Source organism: Streptomyces sp. TRM70350 (assembly GCF_019219825.1).
Lineage (GTDB): Bacteria > Actinomycetota > Actinomycetes > Streptomycetales > Streptomycetaceae > Streptomyces.
This window is the reverse complement of the sequence record NZ_JAHUXH010000007.1, coordinates 131,565-150,867: the sequence shown is the minus strand read 5'-3', so window position 1 is coordinate 150,867 and position 19,303 is coordinate 131,565. Positions and strand designations below refer to the sequence as shown.

The window sequence follows — 19,303 nt, the reverse complement described above, 5'->3', positions numbered from 1 at the left end:
AGTCTAGGTGTCCGCGAAAAAACTGGGTACGTCGTACGCGCAATCGGGTACGGTGTACCCAGTTAAGGAGAGAAGGGGGGACCCATGAGCGACGGATACGCCGTACGGGCCGAGGGCCTGCAGAAGCGCTACGGCGAGAAACGCGCCCTCGACGGCTTCGACCTCACCGTACGAGAGGGCACCGTGCACGGCCTGCTCGGGCCGAACGGGGCGGGGAAGACCACCGCCGTGCGCATCCTGTCCACGCTGGTGCGGCTGGACGGCGGACGGGCCACGGTGGCCGGACTGGACGTGGCGCGGCAGTCGCGCGAGGTGCGGGCCCGGATCGGGCTCACCGGGCAGTACGCGGCGGTGGACGAGGTGCTCACCGGGCGGCAGAACCTGGAGATGTTCGGCCGGTTGTTCCATCTGGGCGGGAAGCGGGCGAAGCTGCGCGCCGCCGAGCTGCTGGAGCAGTTCGACCTGACCGACGCCGCCGGCAAGGGCGTCGGCGGCTACAGCGGCGGCATGCGCCGCCGCCTCGACCTCGCCGCGTCGATGATCCTGGCCCCGGCGGTGCTCTTCCTCGACGAGCCGACGACGGGACTGGACCCGCGGAGCCGAGGCGAAGTCTGGGAGTCCGTGCGGGAGTTGGTGGCGGGCGGTACGACGGTGCTGCTGACCACGCAGTATCTGGAGGAGGCCGACAAGCTCGCCTCCCGCATCACCGTCATCGACCAGGGCCGGGCCATCGCCGACGACACCCCGGACGGGCTGAAGAACCGGGTCGGCGGCGACCGGATCGAGGTCGTGGTCGCCGAGCGGGCGGACATCGCGCGGGCGGTGAAGGTGGTCGCCCGGGTCTCCGACGGTGAACCGGAGGCGGACGAGAGCGAGTTGCGGGTGCACGCGGCGGTGGCCGACCGGGTGACCGCGCTGACGGACGTCGCCCGCACCCTCCAGGACGAGGGCGTACGGGTCGAGGACATCGGGCTGCGCAGGCCCAGCCTCGACGACGTGTTCCTGCGCCTGACCGGCCACCGCACGGAGAAGGAGACCGCCGCATGAGCACCCTGGCTCCCGTGGCCCGCAGTCGCACGTACTGGCTGCTCGCCGACTGCTGGAACATCGTCCGCCGCGGCCTGACCCACTACCAGCGCCAGCCCGTCAACATCGCCTGGCAGCTGGGCTTCCCGATCCTCTCCGTCCTCCTCTACGGCTATGTCTTCGGCAGCGCCATGAAGGTGCCCGGTGGCGGGGACTACAAGGACTTCCTGATGCCGGGCATGTTCGTGATGACGATGGCGTTCGGCTTCATCAACACCGCGACCGTGGTGGTGTACGACTCCACCAAGGGCGTCATCGACCGGTTCCGCTCGATGCCCATGGCGTCGTCGGCCGTGGTCGCGGGGCGTGGCGTGACCGATCTGATCGTCGCCTGCGCGGAGCTGGGGATCATGATGCTGACCGCGCTCGCCATGGGCTGGCGGCCGGACGGCGGCTGGGGCTTCCTCGCCGCGTTCGGGCTGCTGCTGTGGCTGCGGTTCGCGCTGATCTGGATCGGCGTGTGGCTCGGCCTGATCGTGCCCAACCCCGAGGCGGCGGGCGGGCTGTTCGCGGTGGCCTTCCCGCTGACGATGATCTCCAGCATCTTCGTCGCCCCGCAGCTGATGCCGGACTGGCTGGGGTGGGTGGCCGCGTGGAACCCCATCTCGTCGACGGCGGCGGCCACGCGTGAGCTGTTCGGGACGCCGGTGGGCGGGGGTGACTCCTGGGTGGAGCAGCACGCGCTGCTGATGGCGGGGGTGTGGCCGGTGGTGCTGACGGTGATCTTCCTGCCGCTGGCGGTGCAGCGGTTCCAGAAGCTGAGCCGGTGATGTCGTAGTCCCTGACGTGGGCTGCGGCGTGATGCGCGAGGGCGCCCGGTGCTCGCCGGGCGCCCCCACTCACGTACGCGTCGTCAGAGCTTCTCGATCACGTAGTCGACGCACTTCGTCAGCGCCTCGATGTCCGCCGGGTCGATCGCCGGGAACATCGCGACGCGCAGCTGGTTGCGGCCCAGCTTGCGGTACGGCTCGGTGTCGACGATGCCGTTGGCGCGCAGCACCTTGGCGACGGCCGCCGCGTCCACCTCGTCGGTGAAGTCGATCGTCCCGATGACCTGCGAGCGCTTGGCCGGGTCGGCGACGAACGGGCTGGCGTACTTGATGTCCTCGGCCCAGCCGTACAGCGTGCGCGCGGAGGTCGCCGTACGCCGCACCGCCCAGTCCAGACCACCCTGGCCGTTGATCCACTCCAGCTGCTGGTTGAGCAGGAAGAGCGTGGCGAGGGCCGGGGTGTTGTACGTCTGGTTCTTGCGGGAGTTGTCGATCGCCGTCGGCAGGCTGAAGAACTCCGGCACATGCCGTCCGGACGCGTGGATGCGCTCGGCCCGCTCGATCGCGGCGGGGGAGAAGACGCCGATCCACAGGCCGCCGTCGGAGGCGAAGGACTTCTGCGGGGCGAAGTAGTAGACGTCGGTCTCGGCGATGTCGACCGGGAGGCCGCCCGCGCCGGAGGTGGCGTCCACGAGGACGAGGGCGCCCTCCTCGGCACCGGTCACCCGCTTGATGGGCATGGCGACGCCGGTGGAGGTCTCGTTGTGGGTGAACGCGTAGACGTCCACGCCCGCCGCGGCCTCCGGCTCCGGGTGCGTGCCGGGGTCGGCGGAGATGATGTCCGGCTCGGCCAGCCAGGGGGCGAGCTTGGCGGCCTTGGCGAACTTGGAGCTGAACTCGCCGAAGCTGAGGTGCTGCGACTTGTTCTCGATCAGGCCGTGCGTCGCGATGTCCCAGAACGCGGTCGAGCCGCCGTTGCCGAGGATCACCTCGTAGCCGTCGGGGAGCTGGAACAGCTCGCTGATGCCCTCGCGCACCTTGCCGACCAGGTTCTTGACCGGGGCCTGCCGGTGGGAGGTGCCCATGAGGGACGTGCCGGTCGCGGCGAGGGCGTCCAGCGCCTCCGTCCGCACCTTGGAGGGGCCCGCGCCGAAACGACCGTCCGCGGGCTTGATGTCAGAGGGAATCTGGATCTCAGCCACGAAGGGAGACTAGCCGGTGGGGGAAACCTGGTCGAAACGTCGTCCGGCGGATGAGACGGCGTTTCCGGCCTACGACCACGACGCCCACCGAGTCAGTGGCAAAAGAAGTTCACACACCTGACAGGGTCCACTACTCTGGACCGGCAGATACAGCAAGCTGAACGTTCCCCTGTTCCCGCCGAAGCCCCTGGAAGGCCCCGTGAGCACCCCCAGCGCCACTCCGTCGTCCTCGGCGTCGTCCTCGCCCGCGGCGCCCTCCCCGGCGGGCACGCCCGGCCGGGCCAAGCCCAGGGGCGGCCGACTCAGGGGTTCCATCGGCCCGCTCGGCCCGGTCGGCCTGGTGCTGGCGGGCGGGCTGTCGGTCCAGTTCGGCGGCGCCCTCGCGGTCAGCCTGATGCCGCGGGCGGGTGCGCTGGGCATCGTGACGCTGCGTCTGCTGGTCGCCGCGGTGGTCCTGCTGGCGGTCTGCCGGCCCCGGCTGCGCGGCCACTCCCGCACCGACTGGGGCACGGTCATCGCCTTCGGCATCACCATGGGCGCGATGAACGGCCTCTTCTACCAGGCCCTCGCCCGCATTCCCCTCGGCCCCGCGGTCACGCTGGAGGTCCTCGGCCCGCTGGCCCTCTCCGTCCTGGCCTCCCGCCGCGCGATCAACCTCCTCTGGGCGGGACTCGCCCTCGCAGGCGTCTTCCTCCTCGGCGGCGGGGGTTTCGACAGCCTCGACCTGGTCGGCGTGGCCTTCGCGCTGGCGGCGGGCGCGATGTGGGCGGCGTACATCGTCTTCAGCGCGCGTACGGGCCGCCGCTTCCCGCAGGCCGACGGGCTGGCGCTGGCCATGGCGGTGGCGGCGGTGCTGTTCCTGCCGCTGGGCATCGCGGAGTCGGGCGCGAAGCTGCTGGACCCGGTGACGCTGGCCCTGGGCGCGGCCGTCGCAGTCCTCTCCTCGGTCCTCCCCTACACCCTCGAACTCCTCGCCCTGCGCCGCCTCCCCGCCCCCACGTTCGCCGTCCTCATGAGCCTCGAACCGGCCATCGCCGCCACTGCGGGCTTCCTGATCCTCAACCAGACCCTCACCGCGACGGAGGCCGCGGCCATCGCCCTGGTCATCGCCGCCAGTATGGGGGCGGTACGGACCCAGGTGGGGCGGCGGAAGACGCCGGTCAACGGGGCGCCTTCCTGACGATCGGCGCCGCGCCGTGGGGTGCTTGGGGGCTGGAGTCGGATCCGTGACCGGCGAGCTGTTCCCCCGCCCGGAGCGGACTCCGGACGCCCTGCGCGCGGCGTGCGCCGTCGTGGCCCCGCAGCTCCTGCTCGCATACGAGCAGGCCAGGGACAAGGCCCTCGCGGAAGCGGTGGAGCGCGGGCCCCTCGCCCCCGTCACCGTCGCGGCCGGTGCGCCGTCGGCAGTGCCAGCTCGTAGCCGTGGAAGTCCAACGGCGAGGCAGACGGGTCCAGTTCGCGACTCCGCACGCCGACCACCTCATCCGACCGAGCGTGTCCGCGCGGACGCGCTCAGGCGTCGACGTCGGCGGAAACAAAATCATGCAAGCGTGCTTGATTTGTTCGAGGGTCGCTGTCACGCTCCTCCCCATGGCCGACCCGACCCCCGTCTTCGACGACCTGCGTGCCGAAAGCGACGAACTCGACCGGCTCGTCGCCGACTTGGAACCCGAGCGCTGGACGCTTCCCACCCCCGCCCCCCGCTGGACCATCGCCCACCAGATCGCCCACCTCGCCTGGACCGACCGCTCCGCCCTCCTCGCCGTCACCGACGCCGACGCGTTCCGGACGCCGGCCGAGAAGGCCCTCGCCGCGCCGGACTCCTTCGTCGACGAGGGCGCCGAGGAGGGCGCCCACCTTCCGCCCGCCGACCTGCTGTCGACGTGGCGGGAGGGACGTACCGCCCTCGACACGGCCCTGCGCGCGGCCCCGCGCGGCGCGCGTTTCCCCTGGTACGGCCCGCCCATGTCCGCCGCCGCCATGGCCACCGGCCGGATCATGGAGACCTGGGCCCACGGCCAGGACATCGCCGACGCCCTGGGTGTGGTCCGCCCACCCACCGACCGGCTGAAGCATGTGGTCCGCATCGGGGTCCGCGCCCGCGACTTCGCCTTCGGTGTGCACGGTCTGCCGGTGCCGGACGAGGAGTTCCGGGTCGAACTGGCCAGCCCGTCCGGTGAGGTGTGGACCTACGGTCCGGAAGGCGCCGCCCAGCGCGTCACCGGCCCCGCCGTCGACTTCGCCCTCCTGGTCACCCAACGCGCCCACCGCGCCGACCTCGCCGTACGCGCCGAGGGCCCCGACGCCGACCGCTGGCTGGACATCGCCCAGGCCTTCGCGGGACCGCCCGGCAGCGGCCGCCCGCCGAAGGAGGACGCCCGGTGACGCTGCGCATCGGCAACGCCTCCGGCTTCTACGGCGACCGCTTCGACGCCCTGCGCGACATGCTCACCGGCGGCGAACTCGACGTCCTCACCGGCGACTACCTCGCCGAGCTGACCATGCTCATCCTGGCCCGCGACCGCCTGAAGGACCCCACCGCCGGTTACGCCCGCACCTTCCTGCGCCAGCTGGAGGAGTGCCTCGGCCTCGCCCACGACCGAGGCGTCCGGCTCGTCACCAACGCCGGCGGCCTCAACCCGGCCGGACTCGCCGACGCCGTACGGCAGTTGGCCGACCGCCTCGGCATCCCCGTCCGTGTCGCGCACGTCGAGGGCGACGACCTCACCGCCGCACACCCCGGCAGCCTCGCCGCCCACGCCTACCTCGGCGGCTTCGGCATCACCGCCTGCCTGCGGGAGGGCGCCGACATCGTCGTCACCGGGCGGGTGACGGACGCGGCCCTGGTCACCGGTCCCGCCGCCGCGCACTTCGGCTGGTGGCCGGGGGAGTACGACCGGCTCGCGGGCGCCGTCGTCGCCGGTCACGTCCTGGAGTGCGGCGCCCAGGCCACCGGCGGCAACTACGCCTTCTTCCGCGAACGGCAGGCCGACTGCCGCCGCCCCGGCTTCCCCCTCGCCGAGATCCACCCCGACGGCACCTGCGTCATCACCAAGCACCCCGGCACCGGCGGTTTCGTCGACGTCGGCACGGTCACCGCCCAACTCCTCTACGAGACCGCCGGCGCCCGCTACCCGGGCCCCGACGTCACCGCCCGCCTCGACACCGTCCGCCTCACCCAGGAGGCCCCCGACCGCGTCCGGATCGAGGGCGTACGAGGAGAGGCCCCGCCCCCGGCCCTCAAGGTCGGCCTCAACCGCCTCGGCGGCTTCCGGGGCGAGGTCACCTTCGTCCTCACCGGCCTCGACATCGAGGCAAAGGCCGCGCTGGTACGGCGGCAGATGGCGGACGCCCTCGCCACGTCACCGCCCGCCGACATCCGCTGGGACCTCGTCCGCACCGACCGTCCCGACGCCGACACCGAGGAGACCGCCAGCGCCCTGCTCCGGCTCGTCGTACGCGACCCCGACCAGGAGACCGTCGGCCGCACCCTCAGCGCGGCCGCCGTCGAACTGGCGCTCGCCAGCTACCCCGGCTTCCATGTGCTCGCGCCACCCGGAAAGGGCACGCCGTATGGAGTCTTCGAGGATGTGTACGTCCCCCATGGTGCCGTCCCCCATATAGCGGTCCTCCACGACGGCCGTCGTGTCCCTGTGGCCCCGGCCCACGACACCGCCGTACTCGACGACGTGCCGGAGCCTGTCCTGCCCGAGCCGCTGCCGGACGGACCCGGAAGGCGCGCCCCGCTCGGTTTCATCGCCGGTGCCCGCAGCGGCGACAAGGGCGGGAACGCCAACGTCGGGGTGTGGGCCCGTACGGACGAGGCCTGGCGGTGGCTCGCGCACGAGCTGACGGCCGACAGGTTCCGGCAACTCCTGCCCGAGTGCCGCGAATCGAAGGTCACCCGCCACGTCCTGCCCAACCTCCGCGCCCTCAACTTCGTCGTCGACGGCATCCTCGGCCAGGGCGTCGCCGCCCAGCACCGCTTCGACCCCCAGGCCAAGGCCCTCGGCGAATGGCTGCGCTCCCGCCACCTGGACATCCCGGAGACCCTCCTGTGACCGTCCTGACCTCCGCCCTGGACCCCACGAGCCCCGACCACCGGGCCAACCGCGACGCGATGCTCGCCAAGCTGGCCGCACTGGACGCCGAGCACGCCAAGGCCCTCGCGGGCGGCGGCGAGAAGTACGTCGAGCGGCACCGCGGGCGCGGCAAGCTCCTCGCCCGCGAGCGCATCGAGCTGCTCCTCGACCCCGACACGCCCTTCCTGGAGCTGTCCCCGCTGGCCGCCTGGGGCAGCGCCCACACCGTCGGCGCCTCCCTCGTCACCGGCATCGGCGTCGTCGAGGGCGTCGAGTGCCTGATCACCGCCAACGACCCGACCGTCCGGGGCGGCGCGAGCAACCCGTGGAGCCTGAAGAAGGCCCTGCGCGCCAACGACATCGCCCTCGCCAACCGACTGCCCTGCGTCAGCCTGGTCGAGTCCGGCGGCGCCGACCTGCCCTCCCAGAAGGAGATCTTCATCCCCGGCGGAGCGGTCTTCCGGGATCTGACCCGGTTGTCGGCGGCCGGTATCCCGACCGTCGCCGTCGTCTTCGGGAACTCCACGGCAGGCGGCGCCTACATCCCCGGCATGTCCGACCACGTGATCATGGTCAAGGAGCGCGCGAAGGTGTTCCTCGGCGGCCCGCCCCTGGTGAAGATGGCCACCGGCGAGGAGAGCGACGACGAGTCCCTGGGCGGCGCCGACATGCACGCGCGCGTGTCGGGCCTCGCGGACCACTTCGCCGCCGACGAGCGGGACGCGCTGCGCCAGGCGCGGCGCGTCGTGGCCCGCCTCAACCACCGCAAGGCGTATCCGGACCCTGGACCCGCCGAGCCCCCCACGTACGACCAGGACGAGCTGCTGGGCATCGTCCCCGGCGATCTGAAGGTGCCCTTCGACCCGCGCGAGGTCATCGCCCGGATCGTCGACGCCTCCGACTTCGACGAGTTCAAGCCGCTGTACGGGACCAGCCTGACGACCGGCTGGGCGTCCCTGCACGGCTACCCGGTCGGCATCCTGGCCAACGCCCAAGGAGTGCTGTTCAGCGCGGAGTCGCAGAAGGCGGCCCAGTTCATCCAGCTCGCCAACCAGCGCGACATCCCGCTGGTGTTCCTGCACAACACCACCGGCTACATGGTCGGCAGGGAGTACGAGCAGGGCGGCATCATCAAGCACGGCTCGATGATGATCAACGCGGTCTCCAATTCGCGCGTCCCGCATCTCTCCGTCCTCATGGGCGCCTCCTACGGCGCCGGTCACTACGGCATGTGCGGCCGCGCCTACGAGCCCCGCTTCCTGTTCGCCTGGCCCAGCGCCAAGTCCGCCGTGATGGGCCCGCAGCAGCTCGCGGGCGTGCTGTCCATCGTCGCCCGCCAGTCCGCCGCCGCGAAGGGACAGCCGTACGACGAGGAGGCGGACGCCGCCCTGCGCGCGATGGTCGAGCAGCAGATCGAGTCCGAGTCGCTGCCGATGTTCCTGTCCGGACGCCTGTACGACGACGGCGTCATCGACCCGCGCGACACCCGAACCGTCCTCGGCCTGTGCCTGTCCGCCCTCCACACCGCCCCCTACGAGGGCGTGCGCGGCGGCTTCGGCGTCTTCCGGATGTGAGGCCCAGTGATTACTTCCGTTCTTGTCGCGGGCCGGGGCGAGATCGCCTGCCGGATCTTCCGCACCTGCCGTGAGTTGGGAATCCGAACGGTCGCCGTGCACTCGGACGCCGACGCGAACGCCCTCCACGCGCGCGTGGCCGACGCCGCGGTACGGCTGCCGGGGGCGGCGCCCGCCGAGACGTATCTGCGCGGCGACCTGATCGTCAGGGCCGCGCTCGCCTCCGGCGCCGACGCGGTGCACCCCGGCTACGGCTTCCTCTCCGAGAACGCCGACTTCGCGCGCGCGGTCCTCGACGCGGGGCTGCTGTGGATCGGCCCGCCCCCGGAGGCCATCGAGGCGATGGCGTCCAAGACGCGGGCCAAGGAGCTGCTGGGGCTCACGCCCCTCCAGGACGTCACCGAGGCCGACCTCCCGGTCCTGGTGAAGGCGGCCGCGGGCGGCGGCGGCCGCGGCATGCGGATCGTACGGCGCCTGGCAGACCTGGACGCCGAGTTCGCGGCCGCCCGCGCGGAGGCGCTCGCCGCCTTCGGCGACGACGAGGTGTTCGTCGAGCCGTACATCGAGGACGGCCGGCACGTCGAGGTGCAGATCCTCGCCGACCCCCACGGCACGGTGTGGGCGCTCGGCACCCGGGACTGCTCCCTCCAGCGCCGCCACCAGAAGGTCATCGAGGAGGCCCCTGCACCGGGTTTGAAACTCGAACTGACCGAGTCCCTCCACGAGACGGCCGTACGAGCCGCCCGCGCCGTCGGCTACACCGGAGCGGGCACGGTCGAGTTCCTGGTCGCCGACGACAAGGCCCACTTCCTGGAGATGAACACCCGCCTCCAGGTGGAACACCCCGTCACGGAGGCCGTCTTCGGCATCGACCTGGTGGCCCACCAACTCCGCATCGCCGAGGGCCACCCCCTGGAAACCGACCCCCCACGCGCGCGTGGCCACGCCATAGAGGCCCGCCTCTACGCCGAGGACCCGTCCCAGGGCTGGGCCCCCCAGACCGGCACCCTTCACCGCCTCGACGCCCCCGAAGGCATCCGCCTGGACACGGGCTACACCGACGGCGACGAGATCGGCGTCCACTACGACCCCCTGCTCGCCAAGGTCATCGCCCACGCCCCCACGCGCGCGGAGGCCGTCCGCAAACTGGCCGGAGCCCTGGAACGCACGACTCTCCACGGCCCCACCACCAACCGTGACCTGCTGATCCGCTCCCTGCGCCACAAGGAGTTCACGACGGCCCGCATGGACACGGGCTTCTACGACCGGCACCTGGGTGAGCTGACCGGGCCCGCCCCCGACCCGTACGTCCCGCTCGCCGCCGCCCTCGCCGACGCACACGGCCGCTCCCGCTTCGGCGGCTGGCGCAACGTGCCCTCCCAGCCCCAGACCAAGCGCTACACGATGGCGGGCGAGGAACACGAGGCCCACTACTGGCAGACGCGGGAGGGCCTCACAGCAGAGGGCGCCCGGGTCGTGCACGCGGACGCCGGTCTGGTCGTACTCGAAGTGGACGGGGTGACAAGGAAGTTCGAGGTGGCGAGATACGGCGACGACTTCTACGTCAACGGCAGCCGTCTCACCGCCCTCTCCCGCTTCCCCGACCCGACGCCCGAGCACGCCCCGGGCTCGCTCTTCGCCCCCATGCCCGGAACGGTGGTCCGAGTGGCCGAGGGACTGGCCGTAGGAGCGCCTGTCAGGGCCGGAGAGCCCCTCGTATGGCTGGAAGCGATGAAGATGCAACACCAGATTTCGGCCCCGGCCACAGGCACACTCACAGCCCTCCACGCCGCACCTGGACAACAGGTCACGGTCGGCACGCTACTGGCGGTGGTGCAGCCGACTTAGGGGCGCGGGGAACTGCGCGACCAGCCACCCACAACCCGCACCCGGAGGACGCACATGACCCCCACGACCGAACCCGAAGAACACAAGGCCCTACGATCCGCAGTAGCCGCCCTGGGCCAGCGCCACGGCCGCAACTACAACCGGGAAGACCTCTGGTCCGAGGCAGGCAAACTCGGCTACCTGGGCGTCAACCTCCCCGAGGAATACGGAGGCGGAGGCGGCGGCATCACAGAACTCTCCATCGTCCTCGAAGAACTCGGCGCCGCAGGCTGCCCCCTCCTCATGCTGGTCGTCTCCCCGGCGATCTGCGGCACGGTCATCGCCCGCTTCGGCACCGACAAACAGAAACGACAATGGCTCCCCGGCATCGCCGAAGGCACCCGCACCATGGCCTTCGGCATCACCGAACCCGACGCCGGCTCCAACAGCCACCGCATCACCACCACGGCCCGCAAAGACGGCCCCGACTGGCTCCTCACCGGCCGCAAAGTCTTCATCTCCGGCGTAGACATCGCGGACGCGACCCTCGTCGTCGGCCGCACCGAGGACGCCCGCACCGGCCGCCTCAAGCCCTGCCTGTTCATCGTCCCGCGCGACACCCCCGGCTTCACCCGCCGCCCCATCGACATGGAACTCAACGCCGCGGAGAAGCAGTTCGAGCTGGTCCTGGACGACGTACGCCTGCCCGCCGACGCACTCGTCGGCGACGAGGACGCAGGCCTGCTGCAACTCTTCGCGGGCCTCAACCCCGAACGGATCATGACCGCCGCCTTCGCGATCGGCATGGGCCGCTACGCGCTCTCCCGAGCTGTCGAATACGCCCGCGACCGCACCGTCTGGAACACCCCCATCGGCGCCCACCAGGCCATCGCCCACCCCCTCGCCCAGGCGCACATCGACCTCGAACTCGCCCGCCTGATGACACAGAAGGCGGCGCACCTGTACGACGCGGGGGACGACGTCGGCGCGGGAGAAGCCGCCAACATGGCCAAGTACGCGGCGGGCGAGGCCTGTGTGAAGGCCGTCGACCAGGCCGTGCACACCCTCGGCGGCAACGGCCTCACGCGCGAGTTCGGCCTTGCCTCGTTGATTACGGCCGCGCGCGTGGCTCGTATTGCTCCGGTGAGCCGGGAGATGATTCTCAACTACGTGTCCCACCAGACCCTGGGCCTGCCCAAGTCGTACTGACACCCGCCGACACCCGCCGACACCCGATCGGCGTGCGAGGAGGAACCGCATGTTCCGCAGCCGGTACGCAGACGTCCCACCCGTCGAACTCCCCATCCACGAGGCCGTACTGGGCAGCGCCGCCGAGTTCGGTGATGCGCCCGCGCTCATCGACGGCACCGACGGCACCACCCTGTCGTACGAGCAGGTGGACCGGTTCCACCGGCGGATCGCCGGCGGCTGGACAGTCACCCGTTCGGGCGGACGCTTCGGGAAGCGTGGCGTGCGCCGCGAACGTGGCACCAGGGTCTCGGAGTGTCGCACTGCGACGTCGCGGCAGGGTAGGGCGGGTATCCCCCGCCCCCGGCGGTCAGCCGGTGCCGGGGGGACGACAGCGGTCACCAGCCGCTCGAACGTCCGTGAACCTCAACCCAGGCGGGTCGGAATCCCCCTCCGCGGAGGGGGAGGATGCCAAATCCACGGCCTCACCGCCCGAGTGAACGCCCCGCCTCGGCGCGGCACTTCCGTCATCGTCCTGCCCCGCTTCGACCTGCAGCAGTTCCTCGCCGCCCTCCACAACCACCGCATCACCGGCCTGTACGTCGCCCCGCCGATCGTCCTCGCCCTCGCCAAACACCCGGCGGTCGCCCAGTACGACCTGTCGTCCCTGAAGTACGTTATCGACCCCGGCAAGGGCCTCGACGTCGGCGAGGCCGGCGAGATCCTCATCCCTGGCCCCCAGGTCATGAAGGGCTACCTGGGCCGCCCCGACGACACCGCCGCGCTGATCGACACCGACGGCTGGCTGTTCGTCGTGGACCGCGTCAAGGAACTGATCAAGTACAAGGGCTTCCAAGTGGCCCCCGCGGAACTGGAGGCCCTGCTCCCCGCCCACCCGGGAATCGCCGACGCCGCCGTCATCGGCGTCCGCAACGAGGACGGAAACGAGGTCCCGCGCGCGTACGTCGTCCGCCACCCCGCCGCGCCCGACCTCACCGAGAACGGGGTCATGATGTACGTCGCCGAACGCGTCGCCCCCTACAAACGCGTCCGCCAGGTCACCTTCGTCGACGGCGTGCCCCGCGCCGCCTCCGGCAAGATACTGCGCCGCCGACTCCGGGAGAGCGCGTGACCCTGATCGGCCGCACACGCGCGCGGGGAGTCGAAACGCTCACGCTCGACTCCCCGGCCAACCGCAACGCCCTGTCGGCCGCGCTGGTCGGCGAACTCGCCGACGCGCTCGCCGACTGCGGCAAGGACGGCGCCGTCCGCGCGATCGTCCTCACCCACACCGGCACCACCTTCAGCGCCGGCGCCGACCTGCGCGACCCGCCCGACCCGGACGCCCTGGTCGGCCTGCTCCGGCAGCTCGTGGAGCTGCCCAGGCCGGTGGTCGCCCGCGTCACCGGACACGTACGGGCAGGCGGCCTCGGCCTGCTGGCCGCCTGCGACATCGCGGTGGCGTCCAGCGCGGCGACCTTCGCGTTCACGGAGGTACGGATCGGCGTCGCCCCCGCGGTCATCTCCCTCCCGCTGCTGCCCCGCACCGACCCGCGCGCCCTCGCCCGCTACTACCTCACCGGCGAGCGCCTCGACGCCGCCGAGGCGGCCCGCATCGGGCTGCTCACCGCGACCGGCGACGACGCCGACGCCGTACTCGAACCGATCCTGGACGGCCTGCGGCGCTCCTCCCCACAGGCCCTGGCCGAGACGAAACGACTGCTCACGGCTAAGGTGCTGCAGACATTCGACCGGGACGCGGCGGAGCTGACCGCCCTCTCGGCCCGGATGTTCGCCTCCGCAGACGCCCGCGAGGGCATGACGGCCTTCCTCGAACGACGGGATCCTCCATGGGTGCTGTGAACTCGGTCAACACGGTCGACACGGTCACGACGGTGACTGCCGTGGACCGGGTCGACCGCGTGCCCAAGCAGGACCGCAGCCGGGCCACCCGGCAGCGGCTCCTCGAAGCCGCCGTGGCCTGCCTCGCCGAACACGGCTGGGCGGGCTCCACGGTCACCGTCGTCGCCGAACGCGCAGGCGTCTCCAGAGGCGCCGCCCAGCACCACTTCCCCACCCGCGAGGACCTCTTCACGGCGGCGGTGGAGTACGTCGCGGAGGAACGCTCGACCGCCCTGCGGGCCCTCTTCCCGCACGGCGCGACAGGCGACCGCAGAGCCGTCGTCGCCGCCCTGGTCGACCTCTACACGGGCCCGCTGTTCCGCGCCGCCCTGCACCTCTGGGTCGCCGCCTCCAACGAGGACCAGCTCCGCCCCCGCGTCACCGAACTGGAGGCCCGCGTCGGCCGCGAGACCCACCGCATCGCCGTCGACCTCCTGGGCGCGGACGAGTCCCGACCCGGCGTACGGGAAACGGTCCAGGGCCTGCTGGACATGGCCCGCGGCCTGGGCCTCGCCAACCTCCTCACCGACGACGCCCAGCGACGCGAGCGGGTGGTGGCGCAGTGGGCGGCGCTGCTGGACGAGGCACTGGGCTGAGCCCGGCAGCCTCGGTGCGCCGCAGGGGCTGAGTGCGCCGCAGGGGCTGAGTGCGCCGCAGGGACTGAGTGCCGCCTCAGGGACTGAGCCGCTCCACCCGCCAGCTGCCGTCCGGCTGGGACACGTACCGCAGGCGGTCGTGCAGCCGGTTCTCCCGCCCCTGCCAGAACTCCACCGCCTGCGGGGCCACCCGGAAGCCGCCCCAGTTCGGCGGCACCGGCACCTGCTCGCCCTCGGGATAGCGGGCCGCCAGCTCCGCGTAGGCGGCGTCCAGGTCGGCGCGGGTGGCGATCACCGAGGACTGGGCGCTCGCCCAGGCACCGAGCTGGGACCCGTGCGGGCGGGTGCGGAAGTACGCGGCGGTCTCGTCCCGGCCGGTGCGCCGCGCGACGCCCGTGACGATCACCTGGCGGGCCATCCCGTACCACGGGAAGAGCAACGAGACGTACGGGTTCTCGGCGAGATCGCGGGCCTTGCGGGAGTCGTAGTTGGTGTAGAAGACGAAGCCGGTGTCGTCGAAGTGCTTCAGCAGCACCGTACGGGAACTGGGCCGCCCCTCCGCGTCGGCCGTGGAGACGACCATGGCGTTCGGCTCGAACAGCCGGCCCTCCGTCGCGGCCTGCTTGAACCAGCGCGCGAACTGCTCGACCGGGGTCGCGGCCAGCTCGGTCTCGGAGAGGCCCTCCGCCCGGTAGTGCTTGCGCATCGCGGCGGGATCGGGCGCTGCGGGGACGGCGTCTTCGTCGGTCACGCGGTCATCTTGCCGTATACGCGGCGGGCGCTCGGCACGTGGCGTTCGTCACGGGCTGGCACTGAGTGCCGACACCCCTCCCCAAGGGTGGCACTCGGGGATATCGTGCAGATGCCGTTCCGGTTGGGTGACCGCGCGCACCTCGGGGCATCACCCCAGTGACCGCCCGGGACCGCGAGTCCGCACCGACCGTGGATCCGCCGGGTGATCACCCGTTTCCACACCCGAAACACGGTCGCCACACCCTCGTACACAGCCGTACACATTCGTACACATCCGAGGAGCCGCCTGATGTCCGACTTCGTACCCGGACTTGAGGGAGTCGTCGCGTTCGAGACGGAGATCGCCGAACCGGACAAGGAGGGCGGCGCCCTCAGGTACCGGGGCGTCGACATCGAGGACCTGGTCGGTCACGTCTCGTTCGGCAACGTCTGGGGGCTGCTCGTCGACGGCGCCTTCAACCCCGGCCTGCCGCCCGCCGAACCCTTCCCCATCCCCGTGCACTCCGGCGACATCCGCGTGGACGTCCAGTCGGCCCTCGCCATGCTCGCGCCGGTGTGGGGCCTGAAACCCCTCCTCGACATCGACGCCGAGCAGGCCCGCGAGGACCTCGCCCGCGCCGCCGTCATGGCCCTGTCCTACGTCGCCCAGTCCGCCCGCGGCCAGGGCCGCCCCATGGTCCCGCAGCGCGAGATCGACAAGGCCCAGTCCGTCGTCGAACGCTTCATGATCCGCTGGCGCGGCGAGCCCGACCCGAAGCACGTGGCGGCCGTCGACGCCTACTGGACGAGCGCCGCCGAACACGGCATGAACGCCTCCACCTTCACGGCCAGGGTCATCGCGTCGACCGGCGCGGACGTGGCGGCGGCGCTCTCCGGCGCCGTAGGAGCCATGAGCGGCCCCCTGCACGGCGGCGCCCCCTCCCGCGTCCTGCACATGATCGAGGAGATCGAACGCACGGGCGACGCCGAGGGCTACGTCAAGAAGACACTGGACAAGGGCGAACGCCTCATGGGCTTCGGCCACCGCGTCTACCGCGCCGAGGACCCCCGAGCCCGAGTCCTGCGCCGCACGGCCCGCGAACTGGGCGCGCCGCGCTACGAGGTCGCGGAAGCCTTGGAAAAGGCAGCCCTGGAGGAACTCCACAACCGCCGCCCGGACCGGGTCCTCGCCACCAACGTGGAGTTCTGGGCAGCGATCATGCTGGACTTCGCCGAGGTCCCGGCCCACATGTTCACGTCGATGTTCACCTGCGCCCGCACGGCGGGCTGGTCCGCCCACATCCTCGAACAGAAGCGCACCGGCCGCCTGGTCCGCCCCTCCGCCCGCTACATCGGCCCGGGCCCCCGCGACCCGCGCGCCATCGAGGGCTACGCCGACATCGCCCAGTAACCCCGTGAGTCCCCTGAACGCAGACGACCCGCGAGTCTGGTTCCTCCAAGGAGGAGCCGGCCGGACGTACCGGCGACTCGCGGGTCGGGTGACTGCGTTGGATTGGCCGGCTGCGTGTTTCTCACACACGCTGGTCCGGCACCGCACTTCGTGTGGTGGCGGGCCGCTAGCCCGCAGCCACCTCTTCCGTCCGGTATGCATACATCTGCCGAACCACCTCCTTCCCTGAATGCCCGCAACCTTAGAAACCGTTCGGGCACCGATCAACCGATTTTCCGGGAACTTGACGGCCCTGTTTCGGGCCGCACGTTGTACGCGTAACCGTCGCCGCGCTGTAGCAGCCGTAGAGTACGGCTGGCTGTTGTGCGGGGGAGCGTCACCGCTCCCGTTCTCTGCCGCCTGCGCCGCCGCAGCGTTGTCTGCTCCCACCGATTCCAGTGCAGGCTGCTGAGGAAGCACAGCCTGGTGGGTCTGCTCGCCTGCAGGGAACGTAGTCATCGGGGGCACCTCCCTGATCTTTCGGCTCGCGATGACTGGGGCTGGTCACTCGGCGACCTTTTGACCAGCGCAAACAAGGGGGACCGGATGCGTACGGAATCGCCTGTTCGTGCGGATCCCTCACATTCCCCGAACGCGTGGCCGACCTTGCTGCTATGGCTGCTGCTGAAGCCTTCGCAGGGCAGGGTGGCGGGACACCTCGGTCCCGGGCGGCGGCGCGCTGGGATCTGAGGGCGTGGGCAAGGGAGCGCAGCGCCGGTGCGGCGGCGGTCAGTGCGGCTCGTTCGTCCGGGGAGAGCATCGCCAGGGAGTCCGCGAAGATCTCCGCCCACGCCTGTTCGATCATGGCCATGCCCTGCACTGCTCCCATGGTCGGGAAGAGCTGGACCGCGCGGCGGTCGTGCGGGTCCGGCTCCCGGCGGAGCAGCTCCTGCTGGGCGCCGCGGTGTGCGCCGCGGCGACAGCCCTGTGTGCGGTGGCTCCCGACCTCGGGGTGCTGATCGTGCTGCGTTTCGTGACGGGTTTCAGCGGAGCGGCCGGCCTGGTGGTCGGGCGGGCCGTCGTCTCCGACGTCGCCACCGGCCCTGTCGCCGCCAAGCTCTTCGGCGTCCTGATGGCCCTCGGCGGCATCGCCCCGATCGTGGCCCCCTGGCCGGTGGTGCCGTCGCCAGCGACGCGGGCGGCTGGCGCGGCGTCTTCTGGCTGCTGGCGGGCATCTCGTTCCTGATGTTCCTGGCAGCACTGTTCCTCGTCCCCGAAATCCTCCCGGAGGAACGGCGTCGGCCGGGCGGTGCGGCGGCCACCCTTGAGGCCGTCCGCGTCGTGCTCACCGACCGGGCCTACGTGGGCTACACCCTCACCTTCTCCTTCGCCTGCGGCGCGCTGTTCTGCTACATCGCCGGGTCGGCCTTCCTGCTCCAGAACGTCCTCGACTTCACCGTGGCCCAGGCATCTCTCGCCTTCTCGCTCGGTGCCCTGACCGCGACGCTGTCGAGCGCGGCGAACACCAGGCTGGTCGGCCGCTACGACCCGCGACTGCTGCTGGCCATCGGCCTGGCCGCGATGTTGGTCGCCACCACGGCAGCGCTGCTGGTCACCCTCGCCGGCCGACTCGACCGCGCCCTCGCCCTGGGACTCACCGGGATCGCTTTTCTCGGCATCGGGCAGGTCTTCGGCACCGCCACGGCGCTTGCCATCGAGCGGGTCCCGCACGCGGCGGGCACCGGCTCCGCCGTGCTCGGCGCTCTGCAGAGCGTGCTGTGCGGCGTGGCTTCGCCGCTCGTGGGACTGGGCGGCGACGACACCGCTGTGCCGCTCTTCGCCGGCATGGCGGGCTGCTCCCTGATCGCGGTGTTCGCACTGCTGCTCGCCCGAAGCGGGGCACGGACGCCGCGCGCGCCCGGGAACTCGTCCCACGCCATGACATCGCCGGTGTCCGGCCGCACCAGCTGACCCGCTGAACACCCGGCGCCCCGTCGGGGCGAGGAGTTCGCGCGGCACATTCGTCTGTGACATGGCCGGTACGGACGGTCTAAGTTGCGGGCATGACAAAGCGGCGGGCTGTTCTCAGTGGGTCGGTGTTCGAGGAGCGGATCGGGTACGCGCGGGCCGTTGTCGACGGGGACTGGGTGCATGTGTCGGGGACGACCGGGTTCGACTACGCGAGCATGACCATCTCGGACGATGTCGTGGCGCAGGCCGAGCAGTGTCTGCGGAACATGGGCGCGGCGCTCGCGGAGGCCGGGTGCACGTTCGCGGACGTCGTGCGGGTGCGGTATCTGCTGCCCGAGCGGGAGGACTTCGAGCCGTGCTGGCCGGTGTTGCGCCGGGTGTTCGGGGAGGTGCGGCCGGCCGCGACGATGATGGTGTGCGGGCTGGCGGACGCGCGGATGAAGATCGAGGTCGAGGCGTACGCGCGGCGCGGGCCGGTGGAGGGCGTGCGGATCGAGGTCGTCGACGGTGAGCCGATGCTGGAGCAGTGGCGGCATGTGCACAACACCGTCGTGCCGCCCGGGGCGCTCTCCCTGGAGGAGGTGCGGGAGCGGAGCGGGCGGTACCGGCTGAAGAACGCCTACGTCGGTGAGGTGCTCGTGGGGTGCTCGACCGTGCGGCCCGCCGAGCGGGACGGGGGCGCGGTGACCGTGATCGCGCGGGTGCTGCCCGAGTGGCGGGGCCGGGGGATCGGGCGCGTGCTGTACGAGAACGGGCTCGCGCACGCGCGCGTGCTGGGGGCCGACGTGGTGGAGACGTGCGTGCTGGCGGCCAATGGGGACGGGTTGCGGTTCGCCGAGTCGCGTGGGTTCGTCGAGGTTGACCGGTATGTGCTGCCCGGGAACCGGGACGAGTGGGTTGACCTGCGGCTTTCGGTCATCGAGAGTTAGCGGGCGGTTGTCGTGCGGTTGTCGTGCTGTCTCCTCCGTACAACGATTCCTGCA

At 71.6% G+C, this 19,303-nt stretch carries 16 protein-coding genes and 1 pseudogene; 15 read left to right on the top strand and 2 right to left on the bottom strand.

Annotation, left to right across the window (positions count from 1 at the left end; all coding sequences use genetic code 11):
- The first annotated feature begins 84 nt into the window (after positions 1 to 84).
- Entirely contained in the window at positions 85 to 1,047 is a 963-nt protein-coding gene (locus KWI83_RS13885) for an ATP-binding cassette domain-containing protein (RefSeq protein ID WP_218514660.1), read from the top strand.
- Positions 1,044 to 1,856 (top strand): ABC transporter permease, encoded by an 813-nt coding sequence (locus KWI83_RS13880; protein WP_218514659.1) that lies wholly within the window; start codon positions 1,044 to 1,046, stop codon positions 1,854 to 1,856. Before KWI83_RS13885 ends, KWI83_RS13880 begins: the two co-directional genes overlap by 4 nt.
- Positions 1,857 to 1,939: 83 nt before the next feature.
- Here KWI83_RS13880 and serC read toward each other — a convergent pair whose 3' ends face one another.
- Positions 1,940 to 3,058 (bottom strand): phosphoserine transaminase, encoded by a 1,119-nt coding sequence (gene serC, locus KWI83_RS13875; RefSeq protein ID WP_218514658.1) that lies wholly within the window; start codon positions 3,056 to 3,058, stop codon positions 1,940 to 1,942.
- Positions 3,059 to 3,257: 199 nt separating this feature from the next.
- On the opposite strand from serC, the gene KWI83_RS13870 reads away from it, so the two are divergent.
- From KWI83_RS13870 to KWI83_RS13830, 9 genes and pseudogenes are all read left to right on the top strand, one after another.
- Complete coding sequence (locus tag KWI83_RS13870; protein ID WP_218514657.1) at positions 3,258 to 4,238, top strand: DMT family transporter; 981 nt, start codon at positions 3,258 to 3,260, stop codon at positions 4,236 to 4,238.
- 410 nt (positions 4,239 to 4,648) lie between these two features.
- Entirely contained in the window at positions 4,649 to 5,443 is a 795-nt protein-coding gene (locus tag KWI83_RS13865) for a TIGR03084 family metal-binding protein (protein ID WP_218514656.1), read from the top strand.
- Positions 5,440 to 7,119: an acyclic terpene utilization AtuA family protein gene (locus KWI83_RS13860; protein WP_218514655.1), complete on the top strand. Its 1,680-nt coding sequence runs from the start codon at positions 5,440 to 5,442 to the stop codon at positions 7,117 to 7,119. Before KWI83_RS13865 ends, KWI83_RS13860 begins: the two co-directional genes overlap by 4 nt.
- Positions 7,116 to 8,714 carry an acyl-CoA carboxylase subunit beta gene (locus KWI83_RS13855; protein WP_218514654.1) on the top strand — a complete coding sequence of 533 codons (1,599 nt, stop codon included), beginning with the start codon at positions 7,116 to 7,118 and terminating at the stop codon, positions 8,712 to 8,714. The genes KWI83_RS13860 and KWI83_RS13855 overlap by 4 nt, the downstream gene beginning before the upstream one ends.
- Positions 8,715 to 8,720: 6 nt before the next feature.
- Positions 8,721 to 10,562 (top strand): biotin carboxylase N-terminal domain-containing protein, encoded by a 1,842-nt coding sequence (locus tag KWI83_RS13850; RefSeq protein WP_218514653.1) that lies wholly within the window; start codon positions 8,721 to 8,723, stop codon positions 10,560 to 10,562.
- A gap of 54 nt (positions 10,563 to 10,616) precedes the next feature.
- A complete protein-coding gene (locus KWI83_RS13845) occupies positions 10,617 to 11,750 on the top strand; it encodes an acyl-CoA dehydrogenase family protein (protein ID WP_218514652.1) in 1,134 nt (377 codons plus the stop codon).
- A gap of 454 nt (positions 11,751 to 12,204) precedes the next feature.
- Positions 12,205 to 12,861 (top strand): annotated as a pseudogene (locus KWI83_RS13840) (4-coumarate--CoA ligase family protein); the annotation flags it as partial.
- A complete protein-coding gene (locus KWI83_RS13835) occupies positions 12,858 to 13,592 on the top strand; it encodes an enoyl-CoA hydratase family protein (protein ID WP_218514651.1) in 735 nt (244 codons plus the stop codon). The pseudogene KWI83_RS13840 and the gene KWI83_RS13835, both read left to right, overlap by 4 nt.
- On the top strand, positions 13,580 to 14,227 hold the full coding sequence (locus tag KWI83_RS13830; RefSeq protein WP_218514650.1) for a TetR/AcrR family transcriptional regulator: 648 nt from the start codon (positions 13,580 to 13,582) through the stop codon (positions 14,225 to 14,227). Before KWI83_RS13835 ends, KWI83_RS13830 begins: the two co-directional genes overlap by 13 nt.
- A gap of 76 nt (positions 14,228 to 14,303) precedes the next feature.
- Here KWI83_RS13830 and pdxH read toward each other — a convergent pair whose 3' ends face one another.
- Entirely contained in the window at positions 14,304 to 14,978 is a 675-nt protein-coding gene (gene pdxH, locus KWI83_RS13825; RefSeq protein ID WP_218514649.1) for a pyridoxamine 5'-phosphate oxidase, read from the bottom strand.
- A 291-nt stretch (positions 14,979 to 15,269) separates the two neighbouring features.
- Here pdxH and KWI83_RS13820 point away from each other — a divergent pair, with 291 nt between their 5' ends.
- The 4 genes from KWI83_RS13820 to KWI83_RS13810 all read left to right on the top strand — a co-directional run bounded on the left by KWI83_RS13820 (position 15,270) and on the right by KWI83_RS13810 (position 19,249).
- Complete coding sequence (locus KWI83_RS13820; protein ID WP_218514648.1) at positions 15,270 to 16,370, top strand: citrate synthase 2; 1,101 nt, start codon at positions 15,270 to 15,272, stop codon at positions 16,368 to 16,370.
- A gap of 898 nt (positions 16,371 to 17,268) precedes the next feature.
- Entirely contained in the window at positions 17,269 to 17,595 is a 327-nt protein-coding gene (locus tag KWI83_RS38505) for a hypothetical protein (protein WP_256362297.1), read from the top strand.
- A complete protein-coding gene (locus KWI83_RS38500) occupies positions 17,517 to 18,320 on the top strand; it encodes an MFS transporter (protein ID WP_308122058.1) in 804 nt (267 codons plus the stop codon). The genes KWI83_RS38505 and KWI83_RS38500 overlap by 79 nt, the downstream gene beginning before the upstream one ends.
- A gap of 92 nt (positions 18,321 to 18,412) precedes the next feature.
- Positions 18,413 to 19,249: a GNAT family N-acetyltransferase gene (locus tag KWI83_RS13810; RefSeq protein ID WP_218514647.1), complete on the top strand. Its 837-nt coding sequence runs from the start codon at positions 18,413 to 18,415 to the stop codon at positions 19,247 to 19,249.
- Positions 19,250 to 19,303: the final 54 nt, after the last annotated feature.

Coding starts and splice junctions, on each gene's coding strand:
- KWI83_RS13885 (WP_218514660.1), top strand. CDS start 85: ATGAGCGACGGATACGCCGTACGGGCCGAGGGCCTGCAGAAGCGCTAC.
- KWI83_RS13880 (WP_218514659.1), top strand. CDS start 1,044: ATGAGCACCCTGGCTCCCGTGGCCCGCAGTCGCACGTACTGGCTGCTC.
- KWI83_RS13865 (WP_218514656.1), top strand. CDS start 4,649: ATGGCCGACCCGACCCCCGTCTTCGACGACCTGCGTGCCGAAAGCGAC.
- KWI83_RS13845 (WP_218514652.1), top strand. CDS start 10,617: ATGACCCCCACGACCGAACCCGAAGAACACAAGGCCCTACGATCCGCA.
- KWI83_RS13830 (WP_218514650.1), top strand. CDS start 13,580: ATGGGTGCTGTGAACTCGGTCAACACGGTCGACACGGTCACGACGGTG.
- KWI83_RS13820 (WP_218514648.1), top strand. CDS start 15,270: ATGTCCGACTTCGTACCCGGACTTGAGGGAGTCGTCGCGTTCGAGACG.
- KWI83_RS13810 (WP_218514647.1), top strand. CDS start 18,413: ATGACAAAGCGGCGGGCTGTTCTCAGTGGGTCGGTGTTCGAGGAGCGG.